This is a genomic window from Paenibacillus sp. 3LSP (assembly GCF_032465655.1).
GTDB classification, from domain to species: Bacteria; Bacillota; Bacilli; order Paenibacillales; family Paenibacillaceae; genus Fontibacillus; species Fontibacillus barengoltzii.
Window position 1 is genome coordinate 83,796 of record NZ_JAWDJI010000098.1, and the last position, 22,604, is coordinate 106,399.

The following is a 22,604-nucleotide window of genomic DNA, read 5'->3' on the forward strand; positions in this document are numbered from 1 at the left end:
GCTCACACTCTATGCCCCCCTTTCCTTCGGTGAAATGGATACACCCGTTTCGGCGGCCATTTCCATCAGCATGTCTCCGAGCTCGGCGTATCCTTTCATAAGAAGCTCACGCTCCCCCTTACGTTTCGACCAAATCGGAGATTGGCGAAAATATGCTAGGATGTTCCGGGCATTCCAAGCATCCGCGAACCCGGTATGATATGGTATCCCGATCAAGCGTTGCACGCCGGAATAACGCCGCTTCAGATTATTTAGCCCCCAGCGGGACCGCGGATCATAGGGTGAAATGACAAAAAGCAATTTTTTGTTCGATTCACCTAGATAAGGAGCCGCATCCGCCAACCAACCATCCAAGGTTCCTAGTCGATGCGGCAATACCGCGACGAGAACATCTCTTTCGCGTAGCTTCTGCAGCGCCTCGCTTAACCGTAGCTTTTGCTCGAGAAGGATTAGGCGATCGTACGATTGTTCTGCAATCGCCAGTATTTCAGGGATAACCTCGTTATCCGGCTCCATCCTCGCCGAGTTGCTTATCCGCGTTCCGCACACCAGGTCAAGCCGTCCACGCAACAACGGGACGGTATAATCGCTAAAATTGCTCGCCGTTAACCGCCCGCTGGACTGCAAGCGCAGCAGTGCATCCAGGCCATGCTCTGGAACCCCTCCCTCCCCGAAGGTATCGCTATGCAAACGGACGATTTGTCCGATGCCTTCCTCTAAGCCGCGTCCAGCGGGCGCATCATTAAGCAGGAGCAGACGTTGTGGATGTCGCAGCCCTAACGTAACAGCGGTAGACACAGCAGCTTCGGCGGCGCGGCCTAGTCCGCCATCCCAAAACACAAAGCGGCTCATGCTTGTCTCCTTTCCGCTTGACGCACAGCACGTTTAGCGATCGAATAATCCCAGCCTGCCAGCTCACGAAGCAGTTGGCGCACCGCCCTTTTATAGGAACGGGAGAAGCTCCGAAGGCGTAGCTGCTGCAAATGTTCATTTTCCAAGTGAACAGCCCAATTTGATTCATCCCAAGGGATACAAATCGCTTCGGAGTGCCATTCCAGCGGAAGGTCTTCTAACAGACCCAGAATATATCGACTGTTCACCCCGCTGTCGACCGTACGGATAAAGACCGGCCGAACAACCAGCCCCCGCAGCTCCGGCCAATGTTGACACAAGCTGCGGAACCACCCGGCACTTACCTCAACCTCGTAACGATCGAACGTGGTGACCCAAACAATTTCATCTGCGGACATCAACCGTTCAGGAGTGAGACCATTAGGCGTGTCGATATCTTCTAATATGTAGTCGTAATCGGTGGACGGGTCTTCATTGCTTAATTCCATAGATACAGCGCTCATGAAGCCCGACGTCCCGGTAGCAACATCAAAACCACAAAACTCCGTTAAAGGAAGATAGGAATCTCCATCCCCAATCGAATAACGGTATTTACTGTTTTCTGTGCCATCTGTGAGCAATACTTTGGAGCCGGATGCCGCCAAAACGCTGCTAAAATAAAGTAACAAGTCTCTTTTGTCGCTCTTGCCTACGAACATCCATCTTTTCATGCCAAATCCTTTCCTCCTCTCAACTTGCTGGATCGAGCTCAAATTGGTCTCGGTCACCTGATCTTCCATCCGAAACGATGTTACCAGCAGGTTGATCCGAGCCCCGAACCTCTGTTTGTGAACGCGAAACAGTGGTCTGACGAGCAAATTCGCTGGCACGCTGCGGCGACATAGCGGAGAGATCCCGTTCCAAGCCGCTTCGGGCCATATTGCTGAGTTTAAGCGCACGTTCCGCTTTCTCCACGATATTCGGATCTTTGCGAATCAGCTCCATCACGCCTTCGTTTACTGGATATGTCGGGACCGGCTTGCTCTGCAAATTGGGCTCGACATAGGCGAGCGCATATATCGAAGCCTTATGTAAATAAGCGTCTACGATCGCGCTGGATAACGAGAGAATTTCGGCTTCATCCAGCGTCACCGTGATCGTATCAGAGCTCAGATTCGCGACTTTCTTCTTGGACAGCAAAATATAATCGTGGCCCGTTGGAAATTGAATGCGAATATCAATAACATCGTTCGCCTTCAATACTTGTGGAAGCTGTACAAACGCCATTTCCCGCCAACGTAAATCGTCCGGAACCGGAGCCTCTTCATAGACGAGCGTCTCCGTCAGGGGCGTCATGGAACGCAGCGCAACCTTGGCATATTTCCCGGCAACGGCTTCCTGCGATGTAAAGAGGTCCGCTGGCACGCTATTGGCAGGAAGCTCCACCCGTTTTAAGTCGCTTGCTGCAATGAGGTTGCCAGCAGGAATATCTCGTGTAGGTACCCATCCCTGAACCATCCGCTGTTGAGCCTGCTCACGCAAACTGGCCAACTTAGTTTCATAATCCTGAACCAGGGTTTTCCTCTCAGCATGAACCTGTCTTTCCCGCACGAAGGTATACCCCGCAAACACCACGCTTGCTGTAACAACACCAACCAATCCGGATAACAGCATTTGCTTCGTTTTTTGCCTTAATCTAGGCATTCGTCAGTAGCACTTCCTTTCTATGGTTTGACTTTCATCCGTAACCTGAGTCCTGGTCGTTTGCTCTTCAAGAGCAGATGCTCACAAACCTCCTGCAATGCAGCCGCAGTTGACGGTCCGGGATCAAACGGATTCGAATCGGGAGGAAGAGCATATACGCCCTTATAATGAAGCTCCCTGCGAATTCGCCGTAAACGGGCAGGCGAAGCAAACGGGATACAGATCCTCCAAGTTACAGGGATCTGACCTTTGACGCCGAAGGTTTCGACGAAGCGATCGATCTCTCCGGCCCTCCATTCTGCTCCTGCACCAACGACGATAGATAAGTCGGCACGGTGGAATTCCTCCATCAGCTCCTTGCTGCGGCACGTCCCCAAGTCACAGATGACGCATCCGAAACCTTCCGACAACATCGCGAGAAAATCTGCTCGGGACGTCAGCTTGGCATAAACCACTTGACCTACCCGAAAACGCCCTCTATTGTTCAGTTCAGCTGCATATTCATCACCCTCCAACAGCTGAACTAACCTAACAAAAGCCGTTGATTTGGGGTTCATCTCCACGACCGCAACCTTCTTCATGCTCCGTGCCATTGTGTGGGCCAGCGCAATGGCAGTATGGGTTGCACCCGCCCCGGCTGAGGCAGCCATAACACTGACCAATGCCGGGCGACCGTTGTACGCAACCATGTCAGCTATTCGGGCATTCGAACCTGAGGCCGCCAAACTGGCATCTGATAACCCCCTCAACAATAAGGTCAAGGCCTCACTTACCGCCTCAGCCGAAACAAACCGCTCCTCCGGGCGAACCTGCAGCAGTTTGGACACGATTGGACGAAGCTGTTCACAACCATGTTCCCGTAAGGCCACCGCCGCTTCGGATGTCCACACCGTATATCTGCCCCCCGTTCCCATATAGAGCAGGACTGCGCCTAAAGAATACAGATCCGTACGCGCGTCGCTTTGGCGATTGTCATATTGCTCTGGTGCCGCAAATCCAACCGTGCCAAGCTGCACCGTATCTTCCGATTTCCCCACCGAAAAGATTCTGGCGATTCCAAAATCGACGAACCTCAGCTCGCCTTTATCATCAACCAGCAGATTGGCAGGCTTCACATCCCGGTGGATCACTGGAGGCTCATGTCGATGTAAATAATGCAGCCCTTCCGCGATTTGCAGACCAAATCGAAGGATCAACTCCAGCGGTAACCGCCCTTCTCTTGCCCGAATAAATTGATCCAATGGCACACCCTGGATATAATCCATCACAATATAGGAATATCCGTCCCGGTCGGGGTCAATAAAATCAACGATCCGTGGCAGACGGTGATGATTTAATGTAATCAGCAGCTTGACCTCTTTCGCGACAGATACCGGCGCTTCGGGTACGTTCAAGCATTCTTTCACAGCCCAGTTCTTTCCCGGCAGCTTGATGTCCTCGGCTAAATACACCCAGCTCATTCCTCCCTGACCAATCAAATATTTGATCCGGTAACGCCCAGCCAGCAAGTCACCAGGAACGAGCTTGGACACGAACCTAGTCATACCTCCTCCTTTCTTGAACGCAAAAAAGGGAAAGCCACCTCCCGTCATTTCCCGACCCTACGGCCGATATCAATGACTGGGGATGCTTTCCCTAATCGAGTTCAATGTATAATTTTGGAATTAGTATAGAACGGATGGCGAAAAATGTAAAGCTTTTTTTAAAGCTATTTCATTCACGCCATTAATATTTAATCATGTACAGCGTGATTTCATCCCGGTTATGAAACAGCTGCTTTGCTCTTTGTACTTGCAGGCGGGCTTCCTCAAATTGAGTGATCACCTCTTGAATTAACGCCATCGGTTTCTTCGTCAGCAGCTTCACTGTCACGATGGCAGTCCCTCCCGGAACCAAGGCGTAGAGCAATTCGGTCACGAGCTTAGCCGTCAATTTGGGACTCCAGCTCATGTCGCAAACCAACAGATCAAATTGATTTTCTTTAAATTTCACCCTGTTCGCATTACGCTGCAAAAACGTCAGTTTCGGCGAAGATAACAATGCTGGATGTAGCTTCGCCGTATCCACCGCCGTTACGTTTAATCCGCGTTCCAGCAGGAATGAGGTCCACCCCCCGGGTGCCGCGCCAATATCCAGCGCTTCGCGGAACGATTCAAACGGAATTCCAAACGTAGCTTCCGCCTCCAACAACTTGAACTTCGCCCGCGAGATTTGCCCCTCCTCCTTGCGGAAGCGGATTGCCCCGCCGTTCCAGTCGGAAAGGTTATCCTGCGGATGCGCGACACCGGCAAATATCCGATCTTGCCCGGCAAACACTGAAATGATCCAATCTGCATTCCTTACCACGAATTCCCCTACACACACGTCCTGCAGTAATTCCTGGAGACGGTCCTTCAACTCTGGCGCGGTTCCCGGCCATAGTCCGTCGTCTGATTTGCGCGCTTGCACGGCAATCTTGGCGCCTGGAAGCCGGAAATCCGCCATCAGATATTTGCGCAGCGGTTCCAGCCATTGCTCTGGATTGACCTCTTCCGTTTCCCCCGGACACCATTCCCAATCAACCAGAAATACATGCCGCAGAAAAATCGGCTGATCCTGACGCAGCCGGTGCTGCACATCCTCCGGCACCGCCTGTAACGAAGCGGCAAAAACCTCACCGGGAACCAACATCGTGCTCTTGACGCTGCCAAACATGCGGCGCAGCTCCTCCTGGGCATAAGGAGCAAAGCCATGATTCGCTGTGCATATCCATTTCGATTGCGGCGGCACCTTGCAATTTCGGGCGATTTCCTCTAACCGCTCGAACGGAATCGGCCCATTATGCAGCTTCACATGCTCCGGCAAGCCTTGATAGAAAATTTCGTACATACTCTTTTTCCCGGACATGCTGGAGGTGTGAAGATAAATTTCACGAGGGAATAGCCGTTCCCGCACCATGGCAGCCGCCAATTCCGTACCGTTAGGTTCATCCGGCCCCATATCGTAATCCAGCGACAAGATGTCTACCTCCGTCAAGCGAAGCAATTCTAGACACTCCTCGACGGTGCGCGCTAACGTAAATCCCTGCGGACATCGGCGAAAATCGTCCATATATACATGAATCAATAGTGTTCTTCCTTTCCCGCGGTATTTCACTCCAAGCGGAGCCCGGTTCTCTCTCTAGGTCTCCGCCCACCGTCTCACTCGCTCCATATCCTCTCTGTACGTCCCGTCTTCCCCGGTTTCGCTCTCAAAGATAAGCGGGGCTCTCCGAATCTCGTCGATCTGCAGAAGCCAGCGAAAGCCGGCTTCGCCGATATGGCCCTGCCCCACACGGGCATGACGGTCCTTTCGCGATAATACCGGGTATTTTGAATCGTTAAGATGAACGGCACAGAGACCGTCCCAGAACTTCAGCTCCTTGGCCTTGGCCGCAAAGCTCTCGTCCCCTTCACCCCGCCACATCCCCGCCCCAAAAGCATGGCAGGTGTCGAGGCAAAAGCCGATGTGCTCCGAATCCCGGCACAATTTGCGGATTTGGACCAACTCCTCGATCGTCATCCCCATGTCGCCGTGATCACCGGCCTGGTTCTCAATTAACAGCTTCGCGGAACCTTGCCAGTCAGATAGCACATCATTAATACATTGTATAATATTTTGGTATCCTTGTAAGGGGTTTCCTGCCTTAAATGTGCCAAAATGTACCACAATCCCAATCGATCCGCACGCTTCAGCGATTTCCATATCATTTCGCAACGACTGTACAACTCGGCCATATGCTTCGCCGTCAGTCTCCTTGCTGATCGCGAGGTTGCTGGGATAAGGGGTATGCGCAATGGAGACCAAGCCGTGTTGTTCGCAAAATGTTCGGCATTGTTCCGCATCCCGCGGATCAAAGCTTTTGACTGCAAGGCTCCGTGGATTTTTTGGAAAATACTGAAAAGCGCCGGCCCCCATCTGCAGCGCAGCTTTGGCAGCCCCAAGATAACCGCTTCGAATGCTAAGGTGTCCCCCAACCTTCACCTTATCGGTCATGCTGACAGCCCGGGCTGTAAAATACTTTACGCCCGTTCATTTCCGCTTTGACGATGGTATCTCCGCAGCGGGGACAGGTCTCTCCCTCCCGGTCGTACACCCTGCAGATCTCGTTGGCCCCACCGGTCAACTGATCGTCCCGGGTTAACGGCATCTCCATATAACCACCAGCCTCGGTTGCCTCGATGAGCACATCCCGAACCGCTTGATACAATCGTGAAAAATCTTCATCGCTGAAATTTTGCAGCTTCGCCATCGGCAGCAACTGGGCCGCAAACGCAATTTCATCCGCGTAACAGTTGCCAATGCCGGCTATGACGTCCTGGTTGACGAGGGTCGTCTTCAGACTTCCCCGCCGCTTGCGCAGCAGTGCGGTAAACCGTTCTTCGTTCATCCGCCGATCCAGCAGCTCCGGGCCTAAGTGCGAAAGCAGCTCCTCAGCCTCCTTGGCACTGTGCAAGTGCAAATGACCGAGACGCAACCCGATGAAGTACAGGACTAGCTTCTCACCAAAGGTGATTTCCACCTGCGTGTTCCGGTCGGGACGATCCTCCTTGGAGCCGAGGTACAGTAACCCACCCAGCATCAGGTGGAGCATCAATCTTCGCCCATTATCCAGATGGAACAACAGGTTCTTGCCTCGACGTTCAATGAAGATCACCTGTCTACCCATCAGTTCCCGTGTAAAGTCTGCGACCGGCAAATTCACGGATTTCTCCCGGCCGATGTTCACTCCCGTAATGGGGAGATCCAAAATATGCTGAGACAGCTGGATTCGATAATTTTCCATCTCCGGCAATTCCGGCATGGTACATCTTTCCCTTCATCCGTATAAGTTCGTAAGTTCGATCATTAGTTCATCTCATTAAATAAAACAGGATCATCCACGATTTCCGCAAATTCGTTCACGGACTTCCGCAAGATCGCGGCACACTACATCCGCCTCTACACCGGAAGATTTCACATAATCCGGCAGGTTATCCGCTGTGGTGACGCCGGTTAGGGTTAGAATGGTCCCGCAGCCGGCATGCTTCCCTGCAGCGATGTCGGTATTGAGATTATCGCCGATTACCGCCACTTCCGAAGCTTCCAGCCCCAGCTGAGCGATGGCAAAATCCATCAGCGGCGCAGCCGGCTTGCCAATCACCGTCGGCTTAACGCCCGACGCAGCTTGAATCGCGGCGGAAATCGTTCCCGCTCCGGGCATTAAGCCGTCTTGGGAGGGCAGCAGCAAGTCTGGATTGGTTAGGATATAACGCGCCCCACTTCGGATCCAACGGGCAGCCCGGGTTAATGTTTCGTATGTAAATTGGCGGTCGATGCCTTGCACCACTACGTCCGGATGTTCCAAGACTATTTGTAATCCGGCATCCTCCAACGCCTTTATCAGACCAGTCTCACCAATGGCTGCGACTTTACAGCCAGGCTGTTCTTCGGCAATATACTTGGCTGCAGCTACGGCCGAGGTACAGACTTCTTCGGCCTGAGCCGATATGCCCATCGCTTTCAAATGTGCAGCGACCTCCTCCGGTGTCCGCGAAGAATTGTTCGTCACGAACAGAAAAGGGATTCGCTGCGCGCGTAAGGCGGAGATCAGCTCGTCCGCACCGGGAATCATTTGAGGCCCATGATATAACGTGCCGTCTAAATCAATGAGATAGGCCTTCCAACCCTTTGGCAAAATCCTCATCCTTTCGATACGACCGTGTCTCTATTTATTGTACCTAGGAACCTAGGGGTCAGGCAAATTTTTCCGTTCAATTTAGGGGAAATGTCATTTCAAAGTTTGAGTCCGCCGTTTGGCGTCGAACGATCGCGAACAGTGACATAAATCGGTCTTGTTCCTCTTGACAAACTTTGAAATGCCCTGTCAGTTCCTGCGCTTTCCCGGAAAATAATTATTTCCGCCCGCAGCGGCGTGCCACTGGATAGAGGACATGTTCCCGGGCTAGGTGCGAGTTTGGAAAGACGGAACGCGCCTCTTCTTCTAATCGCTGCAACTGATCGTCTGATTTATAACGCGAGCTAAAATGAGTCAGCAGCAGCTGCTGCACCCCGGCTTCCTTCGCAGCAGTCGCCGCTTGCTTCGCCGTACTGTGGTGATAGTCGTGGGCCGTCTTCGCTAGTTCATGCAAGAAAGTTGCCTCATGAACCAACATATCCGCGTTTTGAGCCAAAGTTAACACAGAATCACACGGCCGCGTATCGCCTAGGATAGTGACAATCCGGCCAGCCTTCGGCATCCCCAGCACATCCTTGGCATGGACCGTCTCGCCATTTGGCGCAACCACACTTTCCCCGCGTTTGAGCTTGCCGTAAAGCGGGCCTGGACGAATGCCGCAACGCTCCAGCACAGCGGAGTCCAGCTTACCAGGCAAATCTTTTTCGATTACTCGATACCCGTAACTGTCAATCCGGTGCTCTAGCAGCGCCGCTTCAACCCGGAACGAATCGTCCTCGAACAGGACACCGCCCTGGTGCTCCACCAGCTCGAGCTTATAGTTAATCCGCGATTCGCTAAGCGACAGCGTCGTTTCAACGAATTTTTTCAGGCCTTTGGGACCGTATATGACGAGAGGTGTATCCCCGCCCTGATAGGCACGGCTCGAAATGAGCCCAGGCAAGCCAAACAAATGATCACCATGCAAATGGGTGATGAAAATATATTCCAACTTGCTTAATTTCAGCGGTGAACGCAGGATCTGATGCTGAGTGCCTTCACCGCAATCGAACAGCCAGAGCGAACGGCGTTCCTCCAGCAGACGCAACGCCACTGAAGTCACGTTCCGTTCCAAGGACGGTACCCCTGCATTCGTCCCTAAAAAGTAAAGTTCCATGCCATTTCGTCCTTTACGCTAGAATGATACATCGATACACGTACAGATTGCCAAAACCCTCCGAATCTCGGAGGGTTTTGCAAAGGTTGCATGACGGGCTTAGTTCCCGGCTTTGTCCACATTGAAATATTGCGCTTCAGGGTGTGCAAAGACCATCGCTGAGACGGATGCCTCCGGCTCCATCATGAAGCCCTCCGTCAACGTGACACCAATGTCTTCCGGATGCATCAAGTCAAACAGCAGCTGCTGATCTTCGAGGTCCGGGCAGGCCGGATAACCAAACGAGACGCGAATCCCTTGATAACGCGCTCCATGCCGCTGTTTCATCGTCATATTCGCCGGATCCGGGAAGCCCCAAGTATCCCGCATAATATGGTGAACCCGCTCCGCCAGCGCTTCAGCCAGCTCCAGCGCTACCGCCTGCAGCACATGGGAGCGCAGATACTCGCCTTCATTCTTCCATTTCTCGGACAATTCTCGAACGCCTTGCCCTGCCGTTACAACCAGGAAACCAACGTAATCCATTTGCCCGCTGTCCACGGACTTCAGGAAATCCGCCAAACACAGGTAAGGCTCGACCTTCTGGCGAGGGAAGCTGAATCGCTTGAGCACCTTGCCAGGTTCAGCCGGATCATAGATCAGAATATCGTTACCGGATGATTGTGCCGGGAAGAACCGATACATCGCCTGCGTGCGGATGATGCCGTCTGTGACCGCTTCGAGCAGGATTTGATCCACCGTCTCCTTCAGTTGAACTGCCTTTGTCTCACCTGCCGCCAGCTGCTGCTCCACAGAACCGCGGAGTCCTAGGTGATGACCTAACAGCATCTGCATGTTGATATAAGGCGTAATGTGACCAATCGGATAATCACGCAGGACGTGACGCTCCAGATCCGGTGGAGTAAATACCGGCGCATCGGTAGAAATCTTGGAACGCTCCACTCGTGTAAGCTCCGGCAGCGGCTCAGCAACGGCTACAGCGCTATCCGCTTCTTTCTCCGCTTCTACTTCCAGGCGAATTTGCTCCCGAGCGACCGGATCCATCAGCTTGTTGGCCAAATCGAGACCATCCATTGCGTCTTTGGCATACAAGACCAAGCCGTCGTACTCTGGCCGAATCCGCGTTTTGGTAAATTTGCGGGTGAGCGCCGCTCCGCCTACAAGGATCGGGACGTCGATGCCGGCATTCCGCAAATCCTGTGCCGTTGTGACCATTTGCTGAGCCGATTTCACCAGCAGACCGGAGAGTCCGATCGCATCCGCTTTCTCCTCCCGATACGCTTCGATAATGCGTTCCGGTGGTACTTTTATGCCCAAATTCACAATTTGGTAACCGTTATTGGACAGAATGATCTCAACCAGGTTTTTGCCGATATCATGAACATCGCCCTTCACCGTTGCCAACAGAATTTTCCCTTTTACGCTGGTTTCATTCTTCTCCATAAACGGTTCCAGGTACGCTACCGATGCCTTCATTACTTCGGCACTTTGCAATACCTCGGCAACGATCAATTCATTGTTATTAAATAACCGACCCACCTCTTCCATCCCTGCCATCAGCGGGCCATTAATAATTTCCAGGGCGGTATACTTTTTAAGCGCCTCATCAAGATCAGGAATTAACCCTTCCTTGGTTCCTTCTACAACATAGGAAGCCAACCGTTCCTCCAGCGTGAGCTGAGTGGTAGTTACGGCCTTCTCTACCTTCTTGTTCCGGAAAGCTGCTACGAAGGCGGCCAGCGTTTCATCATTCGTATTATAGATCAGTTCTTCCGCCAGACGACGCTCCTCTTCCGGAATTTTTGCATAGCGCTCCAGCTTCTCCGTATTCACGATCGCATAATCCAGTCCTGCTTTGGTGCATTCATACAGGAAAACAGAGTTCAAAACCTCGCGGCCGGCTTCAGGCAAACCAAACGAGACGTTACTGATGCCCAACACCGTATGAACTTTTGGTAATGCCTCTTTGATCAGGCGGATCCCTTCGATCGTCTCCTTGGCCGAACCAATGTACTGCTCATCCCCTGTCCCTACAGGGAATACGAGCGGATCGAAGATGATATCTTCCGGTTGCAGACCATATTTGTTTACGAGCAGATCATAGGAACGCTTAGCAACCTCAAGCTTATCCTCCCGCGTGATCGCTTGCCCGCGTTCATCAATCGTACCTACGACCACAGCCGCACCGTATTTATGAATCAACGGCGTGACGCGCTCGAACTTCTCTTCGCCGTCCTCTAAGTTAATCGAGTTAATAATCGATTTGCCCTGACAATATTGTAGAGCAATATCCAGCACCTTCGGATCGGTCGTGTCAATCATAAGCGGGACTTTGACTTTCTTGACCACCAATTCCAGGAACTTCTTGATATCCTCCGCTTCATCCCGGTCCGGATCCTGGACGCACACGTCGACAACCTGTGCTCCGTTCTTCACTTGCGCCCGAGCGATTTCCGATGCTTCTTCGTATTTGCCCTCCACGATCAGCCGTTTAAACTTGCGTGATCCCAAAACGTTTGTTCGCTCTCCGACCAAGTAAGGTCGGTTTGCTGATTCGATATAAACCGGCTCAATACCGGAAAGTGCCGGCAAATGGCTGCCGTTCAGCTCACGCGGCCGGTAATCCTTCAGCGTGTTCGCTAATGCAGCGATATGAGCAGGCGTCGTACCGCAGCACCCGCCGGCAATATTCAGCCAACCTTGCTCGGCAAAAGCAGACATCTTCTGGGCAAGCGAATCCGGGGACTCATGGTAAGTGCCGTTTTCGTCCGGCAAACCGGCATTAGGGTGACAGCTTACCGCTGCTTTCGCTAGTCCAGACAAAGTGCGGATATGGTCACGCATGAACTCTGGTCCCGTTGCGCAGTTAAGTCCAATGGAGATCGGATTCAGATGTTCAAGCGAGATATAGAAGGCTTCGATATTTTGACCCGCCAGCGTTGTCCCCATCGGCTCGATGGTGCCGGAGATCATCAGAGGCAACGTGGTTCCAGTCTCGGTAAAAGCCCGTTTAATTCCGATACTCCCGGCTTTTACGTTCAGTGTATCCTGTGAAGTTTCCAGCATCAGCGCATCAACACCAGCTTCGATTAACGCCGTAGCTTGTTCCGCATAGCTGGCCGTCAACTCATCGAACGTCACACCGCCAGTAACGGATAAGGTCTTGGTTGTGGGTCCCAGGATGCCTACCACGTAGCGTGGATGATCCGGAGTACTATATTTTTCCGCTGCTTCAATCGCCAGCTTGGCCGCAGCCAAGTTGATTTCACGTGCCTTATGCGGAATATCATATTCAGCCAGCACGACAGATGTCGCACCGAACGTATTCGTTTCTATCAAATCAGCACCTGCCGCGAGATACTTCTCGTGGATGCCACGGATCACATCCGGACGGGTGAGCACGAGCATTTCGTTACAGCCGTCCAGCTCTTCACCGCCGAAGTCGGCTGGAGTCAGGTTTTCCTGCTGAATCATGGTGCCCATGGCGCCATCGAGGATCAATATTCGTTCTTTCATTCTGTCGAGCAGGCTTGGTTTACTCATGTCATGTCCCTCCCGTAAAACGTTAAAATATAGTTTAACAGAATAAAGCGTTGAAGAAAAGAGAGTTCCGTGAAATCTCCAAGTGAAACACTTCATTCAAGATCTTGTTATCCTATCGGTCATCCCTGAATTAAAATCCGAACAACGCTACAAATCTTTTCTTTTAAAGTTCGGAAATTCGCCTTATTAGGAGGATCAATTTAATAGAAAAGCCGCCTTCTCCAAATGGAGAACAGCAGCTCCTTTAACAAAAGCACCGATTCAGTTGTCAGCTTATTCCACCGTGAATTGCTTCGAAGGCATGGAGTGCTGATCGCGAGCCGTAACATGGGAAATCACTTCATAGGTTCCAGGTTCCTTAAAAGTATGCTCCAGCACATAGGTTCCGTTGCCGGCACTCTTCACTTGGACTTGATTGTGCTTTGCGTTATCGTCATTTGTATTCCAAAATTCGAACATAACTTCCTTCGCATCATCCACGTTCTCGCCGTTGTGGGTTACTTTGGCTGTAAACGTCACCGGTTCACCGGCCTTAGCTGCAGCTGGTGTTACGTCCAGCTCAACTTGAATCGGCTGCAGTGCCGCTTCTTCCGCTGAAGCAGACGATGATTCACTACGGCTGCATCCAGCGACAACAATGAGCGCAAGAACGATGGCAACAAGCAGCCCCGTTTTTCCCTTGATTCTCATTCAGATTTCCCCCTTCCACCGCCTAAGAATACCTTACTTCTGATTCACTACAAGCCAACTTGAGTTATGCCAACTTCGCTAAGAGGTCATGAAGTTCGGACAAATGCTTGATCTCATAATCCGGTACGATCTCACCGGTAAGTGTTTTGCCGTCTCGATTAATCCAAACGGCGGTCATACCAACACTTAGCGCACCTTTGATATCCGTCGTCAGCTTATCACCAACCATGATTCCTTCATTCGGTTCGATCCCTAACCGTTCTAAGGCGTGGCGGAAAATGGATGGATCGGGTTTGCCCTTACCGAAGTTTCCGGAGATCACAATCTCATCGAAAAAAGGCGCCAGCTCAGGCACGCCATCCAGCTTCTCCTGCTGTAAGGCTGGACATCCGTTCGTAAGTAACAGCAGTTTCACCTTGCCTTGCAATTCCTTCAACACTTGAAAAGTCTCCTCGTATACATGAGGACGGGCACGCCGTTCGCGGCCAAACTGTTCCGCCAGTTCGCCGGCCAGCTCCTCGTCATCAACGCCAAGCGCAAGCAGACCGCGCCGCCAGGATTCCTTACGATAGGTTGGAGCTAACTGCTCCAACTGGCGGAATTCCGGTTGTTCTCCAGCAGAGAATGTCGCCCATAACCCTTCAAACGGATTGATTCCAATCATCGTTGTGAAAGGATACGTTTCATAGGATTCATACAACCCCCGCGCTTCCCGGCGTACGGCTTCTTCCAATTGATCGGGGTTTAATCCATCAATTTTCGCCGCAGCGCGTTCACACGTTGCAGCAAAAGCTTCCTTTACGCTTCGCTCATCCCAGAGCAGCGTGTCATCCAGGTCAAAACATACCGCCTTGATTGCCATTCGCCCCAACCTCTCCATTCCTATCACAAGTGTATTGTATAAGGTTTATTCCTTCACCAGCTTCACATGATGGGTATCAGCATACAACTGCAGGCGTGCAGCCATTGCTTCCGTGTCAAACCGGTTACGGGTGCGGTAGAACACCCACTTCGGTTCCCGCGTCTTCGGTTCAATGACGATTTTGCTCCGGCTCACTTTGATCTTGCTGATGTTACCCGCATCCAACATCCGATCGCGGTTGAACTTCGAAGTGTACAACGAGCTCTTATTCACGCGCAAATAAGGCTTGCGCAGGAAAATCACCAGAGCCAGCACGAAATACAAAAAGATCGTTGCCCAGAACAATACCGAATTCACTTCCTCGGTATTCCCGATCAACCCGACCACGGCATACAGCAGCGCTAACAGAACCAAGGCGGTAGGCAAAATGAAGTTCCGCCCTTTAAATACGTCGCCTTCCCCATTTGCTCCAAGTGAAGTACGAGGGTTGCGCGTCCCTTGTCCGACATTGGAACCTTTGCCTTTCTTGTACATTCTTCGTTGATTGCGTTCTACTTTTCGGTCAAACGACCCCATACCTGTTCCTCCCTATTTATCTACAATCTCGATCGACTCGAGCTGTTGCCGAAAATTTCTGCGAACGTTTTGCAGATACGTTTCCCGAAGCTGGGCTCTTTCCAAGAGTTCGTCTTGCGTTAACCCTTCTTGTTTCGCTTTTCGAGCCAGCTCGTTAATCCGCTTAACCAAAGCATCAATATCCATAAATCCACCTGCTTCTTTGATATACTATGCTACCCATGATGTCTCACAGGGCATTAATTCTTACTTTGACATGAGAAAAAGAGCTTGTCAAGGCGCGGCAACCCCTGCCGTAATACCTTAAGACAAGCTCTGTTCGAATACATTGATAAACCTGTGAATTATTTTTTAACGTATGAATTATCTACTGGGCAACATCAACGTATCGCCAGCTTGAATCGCACTGCTGCTCAACCCGTTAGTCCGGATCAGCTTCTGAACATAGACCCTTGTGTCCAGTCCTTGTGGCTTATGTGCTACAGCAATTTCCCACAACGTATCTCCTGGCATAACCACGACATATTCCGGCCGATACGTTCCGTCAGCGTTGTCTGTGGAAGCAGCAAAGGCTTGTACCATTCCAGTACATGTGATGCTGAGGATGATTAAAAGCAGGACGATTTTGGACAATCTACTCTTAAGGAAGACATTCATATGTAGACTTCTCTTCACCGGACGACGAAAAGAAGGTTGTTCATAGATGCTTTGATAAGAACTATATTTCAACATTTCACCATCACTCCAAACAAGTGTTCTGTTTTACATGTATTCAATATAACACGAACATTTGTTTGATTCAATAGTTTTTTCGAACAGTTGTTCTTGTTTTTTTTAAAGTAGTTCTCTTCTCCCAAACTATTTAGAACTAATGTTTGTACGAACGGAAGTTCTATGTTATAATTTTTCCAAACGTTACTAAATGGGGTTGATCCGTAAATGTCAAAGGTATCGAGCCGGCAACAGGCTATTCTTGAGTTTATTCGCAACGAAGTACGCGCTAAGGGATATCCTCCTTCGGTCCGGGAGATCGGTGAAGCCGTCGGATTGGCTTCCAGTTCTACTGTTCACGGCCATTTAGACCGTCTGGAGAAGAAAGGATTTATCCGCCGCGACCCAACGAAACCGCGCGCCATTGAATTGCTGGGTCAAGAGGAATCGGAGAATTACAATTTATTTGCACACAGCGTGACCCGCGTTCCGATTGTTGGGAAGGTTACCGCGGGCGTGCCGATCACAGCGACAGAGAATATTGAAGATTATTTTCCGTTGCCAGAGCACTACGCAGCGGAAGGGGATGTCTTTATGCTTTCCGTGGTTGGCGACAGCATGATCGAAGCTGGAATACATAACGGGGATTATGTGATCGTCCGCCAGCAGCAGACGGCGAACAACGGAGATATCGTTGTGGCCATGACGGAGGATGACGAAGCAACGGTTAAGACGTTCTATAAAGAAAGTGACCATATTCGCCTACAGCCGGAGAATTCAACGATGGAACCGCTTCGTTTGAAGCATGTAACCATTTTGGGCAAGGTCATCGGCTTGTTCCGCGACCTGCACTAATTTGAAATCTTCCCTTTCGTAGGCCACATAAGATAAGGAAACCGAACAGGACGAAGCGATGCAGTGACTTCCGCTTCGTCCTGTTTACTTTATGGGGAACTTGATGACTTCCCCTCTTACTCCCATTCGAGGTCTAAGAAGCTCATGGGATTATAGCCGTTCTTCTCCCGGCGCCCGCGCGTACCCCACCCTAGCCCCGAACGCTCTGTGATCCACCACTGCTTTAACCGATAGCGACGACGTTGGTATCTTTTTAGTTCGGTTACTGTCATCTGCATGAACCTCCTTATATCTATAAGTTGTCCCAATTCGAGTGAAATCATGGCATTGTTTCGAAATCCAAAAGCTGTAATTCATTCGTCTTCACCATAAGAAAAAGCCAGCCCCTGCTTGAAATGCCGGGAGCTGGCTTGGCTGTGAACCCTGATTAATACAGCGTCATATATTGATCGCGTTCCCATTGGTGAACTTGGGTCCGGAAAATATCCCATTCGATCTCTTTCAATTCGTAGAAGTGAGTTAATGCGTGATCTCCCAGCGCTTCGCTGATGATTTCGCTGCGGAGCAATTCGCCGAGCGCTTCCTTCAAGTCGGATGGAAGACTTGGGATGCCTTCCTCTACCCGCTCTTCTTCAGACATCACATAGATGTTGCGATCAACCGGATCAACCAACGGAAGCTCTTTCTTAATTCCATCCAGTCCGGCTTTCAACATCACAGCCAGAGCCAAGTATGGGTTAGCAGCTGGGTCCGGGTTACGCACTTCGATCCGTGTGCTGAGACCACGGGAAGCCGGAATCCGAATCATTGGGCTGCGGTTGCTCGAAGACCAAGCCACATAGCAAGGAGCTTCATACCCAGGTACGAGACGTTTGTAGGAGTTTACGGTTGGATTCGTGATCGCTGCAAATGCGCGGGCATGCTTCAGAATACCGGCCATATAATGACGTGCTTCTTTGCTCAAGCCCAATTCATCACTTTCGTCATAGAAAGCATTGACATTGCCTTTGAACAGCGATTGGTGACAGTGCATCCCGGAGCCATTTACGCCAAACAGCGGCTTCGGCATAAACGTTGCATGGAGCCCATGTTGACGAGCAATCGTCTTAACGACCAGCTTGAACGTTTGGATTTGGTCAGCTGCTTTGATTGCATCAGCATATTTAAAGTCGATTTCATGCTGACCTGGTGCCACTTCGTGGTGAGAAGCTTCGATTTCAAAGCCCATTTCCTCCAGGGTCAATACGATTTCGCGGCGGCAGTTCTCGCCCAAATCCGTAGGAGCCAAGTCGAAGTATCCGCCTTGGTCGTTCAATTCGGTTGTAGGGTTGCCTTTATCATCGGTTTTGAACAGGAAGAATTCCGGTTCTGGACCAACGTTCATTGAAGTGTACCCCATTTCCTCAGCTTCCTTGAGCGCACGTTTCAGAATCGCGCGTGGATCGCCGGCAAACGGAGTGCCGTCAGGCATGTATACATCACAAATCAAACGTGCAACGCGATCCTCGGTCACCCAAGGGAAGATCACCCAAGTGTCCAGATCCGGGTAGAGATACATATCGGATTCCTCGATGCGGACATACCCTTCAATGGAAGAGCCGTCAAACATCATTTTGTTATCCAATGCTTTCTCCAACTGGCTGACTGGGATTTCTACATTCTTGATCGTTCCCAGCAAGTCCGTGAATTGCAAACGGATAAAGCGTACATTTTCTTCCTTAGCAATTCGCAAAATATCTTCTTTGGTGTATTGCTTGTTACTCACCCTAACCTCTCCCAACGTTTAGATTATTTTTTGAAAAACCGAGACAACTCACCTTGGAGCAAAGAAACTTGTCCCGGTTTGCTCCCTGACACCAGTTGCTGCTTCAACATCCGGTAGATCTGGGAATCTGTCATTTCCTTTCGCTTCTCTTCCGTGTCCTTCGTGATGACTGTCGCATCCTGGGACTCCCGAGACATCGGATTCATAACCTGCTTGATTCCCGCGATATTGACACCTTTGTCGATGAGACTCTTGATTTCCAGTAACCGCTCGACGTCATTCAGAGAAAACATCCGCTGATTTCCCGAGGTACGTGCGGGTACGATTAATTCATGTTGCTCGTAATATCTTATTTGTCTTGCCGTTAAATCCGTAAGTTTCATGACGATACCAATAGGAAACAAGGCCATATTTCTGCGAATTTCCTCACTCATCGCTATCAACCTTCCAGTTAGATTATCATGACCTTATCATATGTTAGTTATCCTAACATGTCAATAGATATGTTAGGATAACTTACAACAAGTTGCGGTCTTTCATCGTCTGAAGTGCGGTGAGCAGGCCAAATTTAACATGGGAATACGTTAAACCACCTTGCATATACGCGATATATGGCGCACGGATCGGAGCATCGGCAGACAATTCCAGGCTCCCTCCCTGGATAAATGTCCCGGCCGCCATGATCACCGGGTGGTCATAGCCCGGCATATCCCAAGGTTCGGGCACTACGTGGCCGTCCACAGCAGCTGCCCGTTGAATCCCCTGAACAAATGCTATTAATTGCTCTGGGGCGTCAAAGGCAATCGCCTGGATGAGATCGGTACGCCGATCCTGCCAAGCCGGCCGGCTTCGGAATCCTGCCCGCTCAAACAATGCTGCAGCCAGGATAGAGCCTTTAACGGCTTGTCCGACGATCGTTGGAGCCAGAAACAAACCTTGATAAATGCCTCGCGTCGTTCCCAGCATCGCTCCCACCTCGCTGCCAATGCCCGGTGCAGTTAACCGGTAAGATGCGAGAGTGACCAGATCCTGCCTTCCGCAAATGTATCCACCGGTTTCTGCCAAGCCGCCTCCCGGATTTTTAATCAGCGAACCAGCCATCAAATCGACACCAACCTGTGTTGGTTCCTGTTCCTCGGTAAATTCACCATAACAGTTGTCTACAAAGACGATCAGATCCGGCTTGATTGCTTTCACTTGGGCAACCATCTCACCGATCTGCTCAACGGAAAAGGAATCCCTCCAATCGTAGCCGCGCGAGCGCTGAATCCCAATGACTTTGGTCTTATTGGAAATTTTGGTCTTCACGGTGTCCCAGTCGACTGTGCCGTCAGCCAGCAATGCAGCTTCGTGATACCGGATACCATAGTCCTGCAACGAGCCGCTGCCGTCACCCGGCGTTCCAATCACTTTATGTAGTGTATCATATGGACGCCCCGTAATATAGAGCAGTTCGTCCCCGGGACGCAAGACCCCGAACAACGCTGTAGCGATTGTATGCGTGCCGGAAGCGAAATGCGGCCTTACCAGTGCGGCCTCCGCTCCAAAAACGTCCGCATAAACCAGGTCCAAAACTTCACGACCCCGATCATTATAAGCATAACCGGTGGAACCGGCAAAGTGAAAATCGCTGACTTGATGACGTTGAAAAGCTTCGATAACCTTCCATTGGTTGTGATCGACGATCCGGTCGACCTCCCGGAACCGGCTTTCCACCTGACGTTCAGCGGCTTCCAGCCAATGTACGATTTCTTCCGAAAATACTGCCATTGTTACGTAATCTCTCCCTTAATCTATTCCATCGTTTGTCGTGTTATCCTCAGGGGCTTCTTGCTGTGGAATGAGAAAAGGAGCTAAACGATAACCGTACTTCTCGAAATCGGCTTGATTCACATCAATTTCGTAAATGAGGTCTTCGTCGTCGATCTGCTTGTCCACTACTTCGCCAATTCGGTATAACACAGAAGCGAGATCCCCGCGTTCTGCAGGAATCCGATACGACTTGGTGCCGCCGGACAGCTTGCGCTGTACGGCTTCGCGAACCGCAGCCAAGTCGCGTTCATCAAACGCGGATATCTTTAAATAACCCTCGCCCGCCGGCAGCATCTCCAGCTGCTCCGGTGGACAAAGATCTTTCTTATTAAACAACATGATTTGCGGCTTTCCCCCAGCTCCCAAATCATTTAAAATCCGATCCACGACCTCGATTTGCTCCTCACGCATCGGGGATGAGGCATCCACGACGTGGAGAATCAGGTCCGCTTCGTTCACCTCTTCCAGAGTGGCACGAAAGGCAGCAACTAGGTCGTGCGGCAGATTTTGAATAAATCCGACCGTATCGGTCAGCACCACTTCTTTGCGACCCGGCAACGGGAACAACCGGGTGGTCGGATCCAGCGTTGCGAACAGCCGGTTTTCCACGAAGACATCCGCTGAGGTTAACGCCTTAAGCAGTGTAGACTTTCCCGCGTTGGTGTAACCTACCAGGGCAATTTGCACTACACCGCTCTCCTTCCGGCGCGCTCGATGCAGTTGCCGATGTCTTGTGACTTCCTCCAGCTGACGTTTTAATTCACCGATCCGCCGGCGGATATGGCGGCGATCCGTTTCCAGCTGGCTTTCCCCGGGGCCCCGCGTACCAATCCCGCCGCCGAGACGGGACAGATTCTTGCCATGCCCAGACAAACGCGGGAGCAGGTAGGTGAACTGCGCTAACTCGACCTGAATGATCCCCTCCCGCGTTTTTGCCCGTTGCGCAAAAATATCCAAAATCAGCTGAGTACGGTCGATAATCTTCACGTCCAGCATCCCTTCCAGATTGCGCACCTGCGCTCCGGACAGCTCTTGGTCAAATATCGCCGTATTCGCCCCATGCTGCGTGATAAGGTCACGAAGCTCCAACACTTTCCCTTTCCCAATCAACCAGCGGGGATCGGGCTTCTCCCGATGTTGGACGACCGTTCCTGCGACCTCAACCCCGGCTGTTTCGGCCAGCTGTACCAGTTCGGCCAGGGAGTAGTCCGAATTTATTCCATTTTGCTTCGTCTCCGATGTAACCAAGCTAACTAAGATAGCTACATCTGGTTGGTGGGTCGTCGTTTCATGCAATTGCATCTTCGACATGATCACTGCTCCTTCAAAGGGATCCCAAGCGATACTTCCATTAAGTTTTCTTCACATCCAGCTTCAAGTCTTCGGTTCGAATAGTCATCAGCTCCAGCTTACCTGGTGAACCACCGCCATATTGATTCAGCAACCGCACCGCCTGCTGCCGGACAGACCGTTCAATGATGTTGCGAACATAACGAGCATTGCTGAACACCTGATCACTTTCACATTTTTCACGCAATAAATGTTGCTTTAATTTGAGTATCGCCTGCGGCATCAAAATATAATCCCGCTCTTTCGCCATCCCCTCGGCAATTTGAATCAGCTGGTCGATTGTATAATCCGGAAAATCCATCTGAATCGGGAATCGAGACGGCAGTCCCGGATTGGTGGACAGGAAAAAGTCCATTTCATCGGAATATCCGGCAAGAATTAAGATAAATTGGTTTTTATGATCCTCCATCGCTTTGACCAACGTATCGATGGCTTCTTTGCCGAAGTCCTTCTCTCCACCGCGCGCCAAACTGTACGCCTCATCGATGAACAAAATGCCGCCCAGCGCTTTTTTGACTAAGTCGCGCGTTTTCTGAGCCGTATGGCCGATATATTCGCCGACCAGATCGGCACGCTCAACTTCAATCAGATGCCCTTTACTCAGCACGCCCATCCGTTGAAACATTTTCGCGACAATACGTGCTACTGTCGTTTTTCCGGTACCCGGATTCCCTTTAAACACCATATGGTATACTTGGGAACTCGACAACAATCCCGCTTCCGAACGCATCGAGGCGATTTGCAGAAGCGCATAGATCTCGTACATGAGCTCTTTAATATGATCTAAACCGACCAGGTGATCCAGTTCCTTCTGGATTTCGGCAAATATCCCTTGCTGCGGCAAACCTTTGGCTGACACCTGAGGTTCGCTATCGGCAATGGCCTGCGAGACGACAGGCGGCTCGGTATTGCGGAGAATCACGTTGATCTGACGCGACGGTCTCTCATCGGAAGAGCCGTTTCTGGCCATGACACGCCCGGACATAGGTAATCACCTCTTTATAAGGGTAGGGCTGAGAGGAAGAATAAATCCCAATCTACGGAACACACATCT

General features: G+C 51.0%; 22 protein-coding genes. 1 reads left to right on the forward strand and 21 read right to left on the reverse strand.

What is annotated here, in order from left to right:
* Positions 1-9 precede the first annotated feature (9 nt).
* The 15 genes from RW092_RS08000 to RW092_RS08070 form a co-directional block, all read right to left on the reverse strand.
* Positions 10-852, reverse strand: a complete 843-nt coding sequence (locus RW092_RS08000; protein ID WP_085168942.1) for a hypothetical protein — start codon at positions 850-852, stop codon at positions 10-12.
* A complete protein-coding gene (locus RW092_RS08005) occupies positions 849-1,562 on the reverse strand; it encodes a hypothetical protein (RefSeq protein WP_085168944.1) in 714 nt (237 codons plus the stop codon). The genes RW092_RS08000 and RW092_RS08005 overlap by 4 nt, the downstream gene beginning before the upstream one ends.
* A 19-nt stretch (positions 1,563-1,581) precedes the next feature.
* Positions 1,582-2,535, reverse strand: a complete 954-nt coding sequence (locus tag RW092_RS08010; RefSeq protein WP_316009948.1) for an SAF domain-containing protein — start codon at positions 2,533-2,535, stop codon at positions 1,582-1,584.
* 20 nt (positions 2,536-2,555) lie between these two features.
* Positions 2,556-4,079, reverse strand: coding sequence for a serine/threonine protein kinase (locus RW092_RS08015; RefSeq protein ID WP_085278583.1), 1,524 nt, complete (start codon positions 4,077-4,079; stop codon positions 2,556-2,558).
* Between the two features lie 181 nt (positions 4,080-4,260).
* Positions 4,261-5,640, reverse strand: coding sequence for a cyclic-phosphate processing receiver domain-containing protein (locus RW092_RS08020; protein WP_316009949.1), 1,380 nt, complete (start codon positions 5,638-5,640; stop codon positions 4,261-4,263).
* 54 nt (positions 5,641-5,694) lie between these two features.
* Positions 5,695-6,549 (reverse strand): deoxyribonuclease IV, encoded by an 855-nt coding sequence (locus tag RW092_RS08025; RefSeq protein ID WP_316009950.1) that lies wholly within the window; start codon positions 6,547-6,549, stop codon positions 5,695-5,697.
* A complete protein-coding gene (locus RW092_RS08030; protein ID WP_028537559.1) occupies positions 6,539-7,357 on the reverse strand; it encodes an Fpg/Nei family DNA glycosylase in 819 nt (272 codons plus the stop codon). Before RW092_RS08030 ends, RW092_RS08025 begins: the two co-directional genes overlap by 11 nt.
* A gap of 72 nt (positions 7,358-7,429) precedes the next feature.
* Complete coding sequence (locus RW092_RS08035) at positions 7,430-8,230, reverse strand: TIGR01457 family HAD-type hydrolase (RefSeq protein WP_316009951.1); 801 nt, start codon at positions 8,228-8,230, stop codon at positions 7,430-7,432.
* 217 nt (positions 8,231-8,447) lie between these two features.
* Positions 8,448-9,386: a ribonuclease Z gene (gene rnz / locus RW092_RS08040; RefSeq protein ID WP_016312044.1), complete on the reverse strand. Its 939-nt coding sequence runs from the start codon at positions 9,384-9,386 to the stop codon at positions 8,448-8,450.
* 99 nt (positions 9,387-9,485) lie between these two features.
* The gene (gene metH / locus RW092_RS08045) at positions 9,486-12,929 is read right to left on the reverse strand and encodes a methionine synthase (RefSeq protein ID WP_016312043.1); all 3,444 of its coding nucleotides are present in this window, start codon (positions 12,927-12,929) and stop codon (positions 9,486-9,488) included.
* Positions 12,930-13,202: 273 nt separating this feature from the next.
* Positions 13,203-13,619 carry a FixH family protein gene (locus tag RW092_RS08050; RefSeq protein ID WP_127575119.1) on the reverse strand — a complete coding sequence of 139 codons (417 nt, stop codon included), beginning with the start codon at positions 13,617-13,619 and terminating at the stop codon, positions 13,203-13,205.
* 64 nt (positions 13,620-13,683) lie between these two features.
* Positions 13,684-14,481: an HAD family hydrolase gene (locus tag RW092_RS08055; protein WP_316009952.1), complete on the reverse strand. Its 798-nt coding sequence runs from the start codon at positions 14,479-14,481 to the stop codon at positions 13,684-13,686.
* A gap of 45 nt (positions 14,482-14,526) precedes the next feature.
* A complete protein-coding gene (locus RW092_RS08060; protein ID WP_316009953.1) occupies positions 14,527-15,057 on the reverse strand; it encodes a hypothetical protein in 531 nt (176 codons plus the stop codon).
* A 12-nt stretch (positions 15,058-15,069) separates the two neighbouring features.
* Positions 15,070-15,243, reverse strand: a complete 174-nt coding sequence (locus tag RW092_RS08065) for a DUF896 domain-containing protein (protein ID WP_016312039.1) — start codon at positions 15,241-15,243, stop codon at positions 15,070-15,072.
* Between the two features lie 177 nt (positions 15,244-15,420).
* Positions 15,421-15,639, reverse strand: a complete 219-nt coding sequence (locus RW092_RS08070; protein WP_244268277.1) for a LysM peptidoglycan-binding domain-containing protein — start codon at positions 15,637-15,639, stop codon at positions 15,421-15,423.
* Positions 15,640-15,996: 357 nt separating this feature from the next.
* On the opposite strand from RW092_RS08070, the gene lexA reads away from it, so the two are divergent.
* Positions 15,997-16,623, forward strand: coding sequence for a transcriptional repressor LexA (lexA, locus tag RW092_RS08075; RefSeq protein WP_016312037.1), 627 nt, complete (start codon positions 15,997-15,999; stop codon positions 16,621-16,623).
* A 116-nt stretch (positions 16,624-16,739) separates the two neighbouring features.
* Here the strand turns inward: lexA and RW092_RS08080 are convergent, their stop codons facing one another.
* The 6 genes from RW092_RS08080 to spoVK all read right to left on the reverse strand — a co-directional run bounded on the left by RW092_RS08080 (position 16,740) and on the right by spoVK (position 22,535).
* Entirely contained in the window at positions 16,740-16,895 is a 156-nt protein-coding gene (locus tag RW092_RS08080) for a hypothetical protein (protein WP_016312036.1), read from the reverse strand.
* A 155-nt stretch (positions 16,896-17,050) separates the two neighbouring features.
* Complete coding sequence (glnA, locus tag RW092_RS08085) at positions 17,051-18,388, reverse strand: type I glutamate--ammonia ligase (protein WP_016312035.1); 1,338 nt, start codon at positions 18,386-18,388, stop codon at positions 17,051-17,053.
* A 23-nt stretch (positions 18,389-18,411) separates the two neighbouring features.
* Positions 18,412-18,822, reverse strand: coding sequence for a MerR family transcriptional regulator (locus tag RW092_RS08090; RefSeq protein WP_009226599.1), 411 nt, complete (start codon positions 18,820-18,822; stop codon positions 18,412-18,414).
* 82 nt (positions 18,823-18,904) lie between these two features.
* The gene (locus RW092_RS08095) at positions 18,905-20,158 is read right to left on the reverse strand and encodes a methionine gamma-lyase family protein (RefSeq protein ID WP_028537554.1); all 1,254 of its coding nucleotides are present in this window, start codon (positions 20,156-20,158) and stop codon (positions 18,905-18,907) included.
* 18 nt (positions 20,159-20,176) lie between these two features.
* Complete coding sequence (hflX, locus tag RW092_RS08100; RefSeq protein ID WP_410055522.1) at positions 20,177-21,502, reverse strand: GTPase HflX; 1,326 nt, start codon at positions 21,500-21,502, stop codon at positions 20,177-20,179.
* Positions 21,503-21,551: 49 nt separating this feature from the next.
* Positions 21,552-22,535, reverse strand: coding sequence for a stage V sporulation protein K (gene spoVK, locus RW092_RS08105; RefSeq protein ID WP_028537553.1), 984 nt, complete (start codon positions 22,533-22,535; stop codon positions 21,552-21,554).
* Positions 22,536-22,604 lie beyond the last annotated feature (69 nt).

What these genes read in the sequence shown, in the direction of transcription:
- RW092_RS08005 (WP_085168944.1), bottom strand. Translation starts at nt 1,562, where the DNA reads ATGAAAAGATGGATGTTCGTAGGCAAGAGCGACAAAAGAGACTTGTTA.
- rnz (WP_016312044.1), bottom strand. Translation starts at nt 9,386, where the DNA reads ATGGAACTTTACTTTTTAGGGACGAATGCAGGGGTACCGTCCTTGGAA.
- RW092_RS08055 (WP_316009952.1), bottom strand. Translation starts at nt 14,481, where the DNA reads ATGGCAATCAAGGCGGTATGTTTTGACCTGGATGACACGCTGCTCTGG.
- RW092_RS08050 (WP_127575119.1), bottom strand. Translation starts at nt 13,619, where the DNA reads ATGAGAATCAAGGGAAAAACGGGGCTGCTTGTTGCCATCGTTCTTGCG.
- hflX (WP_410055522.1), bottom strand. Translation starts at nt 21,502, where the DNA reads ATGCAATTGCATGAAACGACGACCCACCAACCAGATGTAGCTATCTTA.
- RW092_RS08095 (WP_028537554.1), bottom strand. Translation starts at nt 20,158, where the DNA reads ATGGCAGTATTTTCGGAAGAAATCGTACATTGGCTGGAAGCCGCTGAA.
- RW092_RS08025 (WP_316009950.1), bottom strand. Translation starts at nt 6,549, where the DNA reads ATGACCGATAAGGTGAAGGTTGGGGGACACCTTAGCATTCGAAGCGGT.
- RW092_RS08010 (WP_316009948.1), bottom strand. Translation starts at nt 2,535, where the DNA reads ATGCCTAGATTAAGGCAAAAAACGAAGCAAATGCTGTTATCCGGATTG.
- lexA (WP_016312037.1), top strand. Translation starts at nt 15,997, where the DNA reads ATGTCAAAGGTATCGAGCCGGCAACAGGCTATTCTTGAGTTTATTCGC.
- RW092_RS08030 (WP_028537559.1), bottom strand. Translation starts at nt 7,357, where the DNA reads ATGCCGGAATTGCCGGAGATGGAAAATTATCGAATCCAGCTGTCTCAG.
- RW092_RS08015 (WP_085278583.1), bottom strand. Translation starts at nt 4,079, where the DNA reads ATGACTAGGTTCGTGTCCAAGCTCGTTCCTGGTGACTTGCTGGCTGGG.
- spoVK (WP_028537553.1), bottom strand. Translation starts at nt 22,535, where the DNA reads ATGTCCGGGCGTGTCATGGCCAGAAACGGCTCTTCCGATGAGAGACCG.
- RW092_RS08065 (WP_016312039.1), bottom strand. Translation starts at nt 15,243, where the DNA reads ATGGATATTGATGCTTTGGTTAAGCGGATTAACGAGCTGGCTCGAAAA.
- RW092_RS08000 (WP_085168942.1), bottom strand. Translation starts at nt 852, where the DNA reads ATGAGCCGCTTTGTGTTTTGGGATGGCGGACTAGGCCGCGCCGCCGAA.
- RW092_RS08080 (WP_016312036.1), bottom strand. Translation starts at nt 16,895, where the DNA reads ATGACAGTAACCGAACTAAAAAGATACCAACGTCGTCGCTATCGGTTA.
- metH (WP_016312043.1), bottom strand. Translation starts at nt 12,929, where the DNA reads ATGAGTAAACCAAGCCTGCTCGACAGAATGAAAGAACGAATATTGATC.
- RW092_RS08060 (WP_316009953.1), bottom strand. Translation starts at nt 15,057, where the DNA reads ATGGGGTCGTTTGACCGAAAAGTAGAACGCAATCAACGAAGAATGTAC.
- RW092_RS08070 (WP_244268277.1), bottom strand. Translation starts at nt 15,639, where the DNA reads ATGGTACAAGCCTTTGCTGCTTCCACAGACAACGCTGACGGAACGTAT.
- RW092_RS08090 (WP_009226599.1), bottom strand. Translation starts at nt 18,822, where the DNA reads ATGAGTGAGGAAATTCGCAGAAATATGGCCTTGTTTCCTATTGGTATC.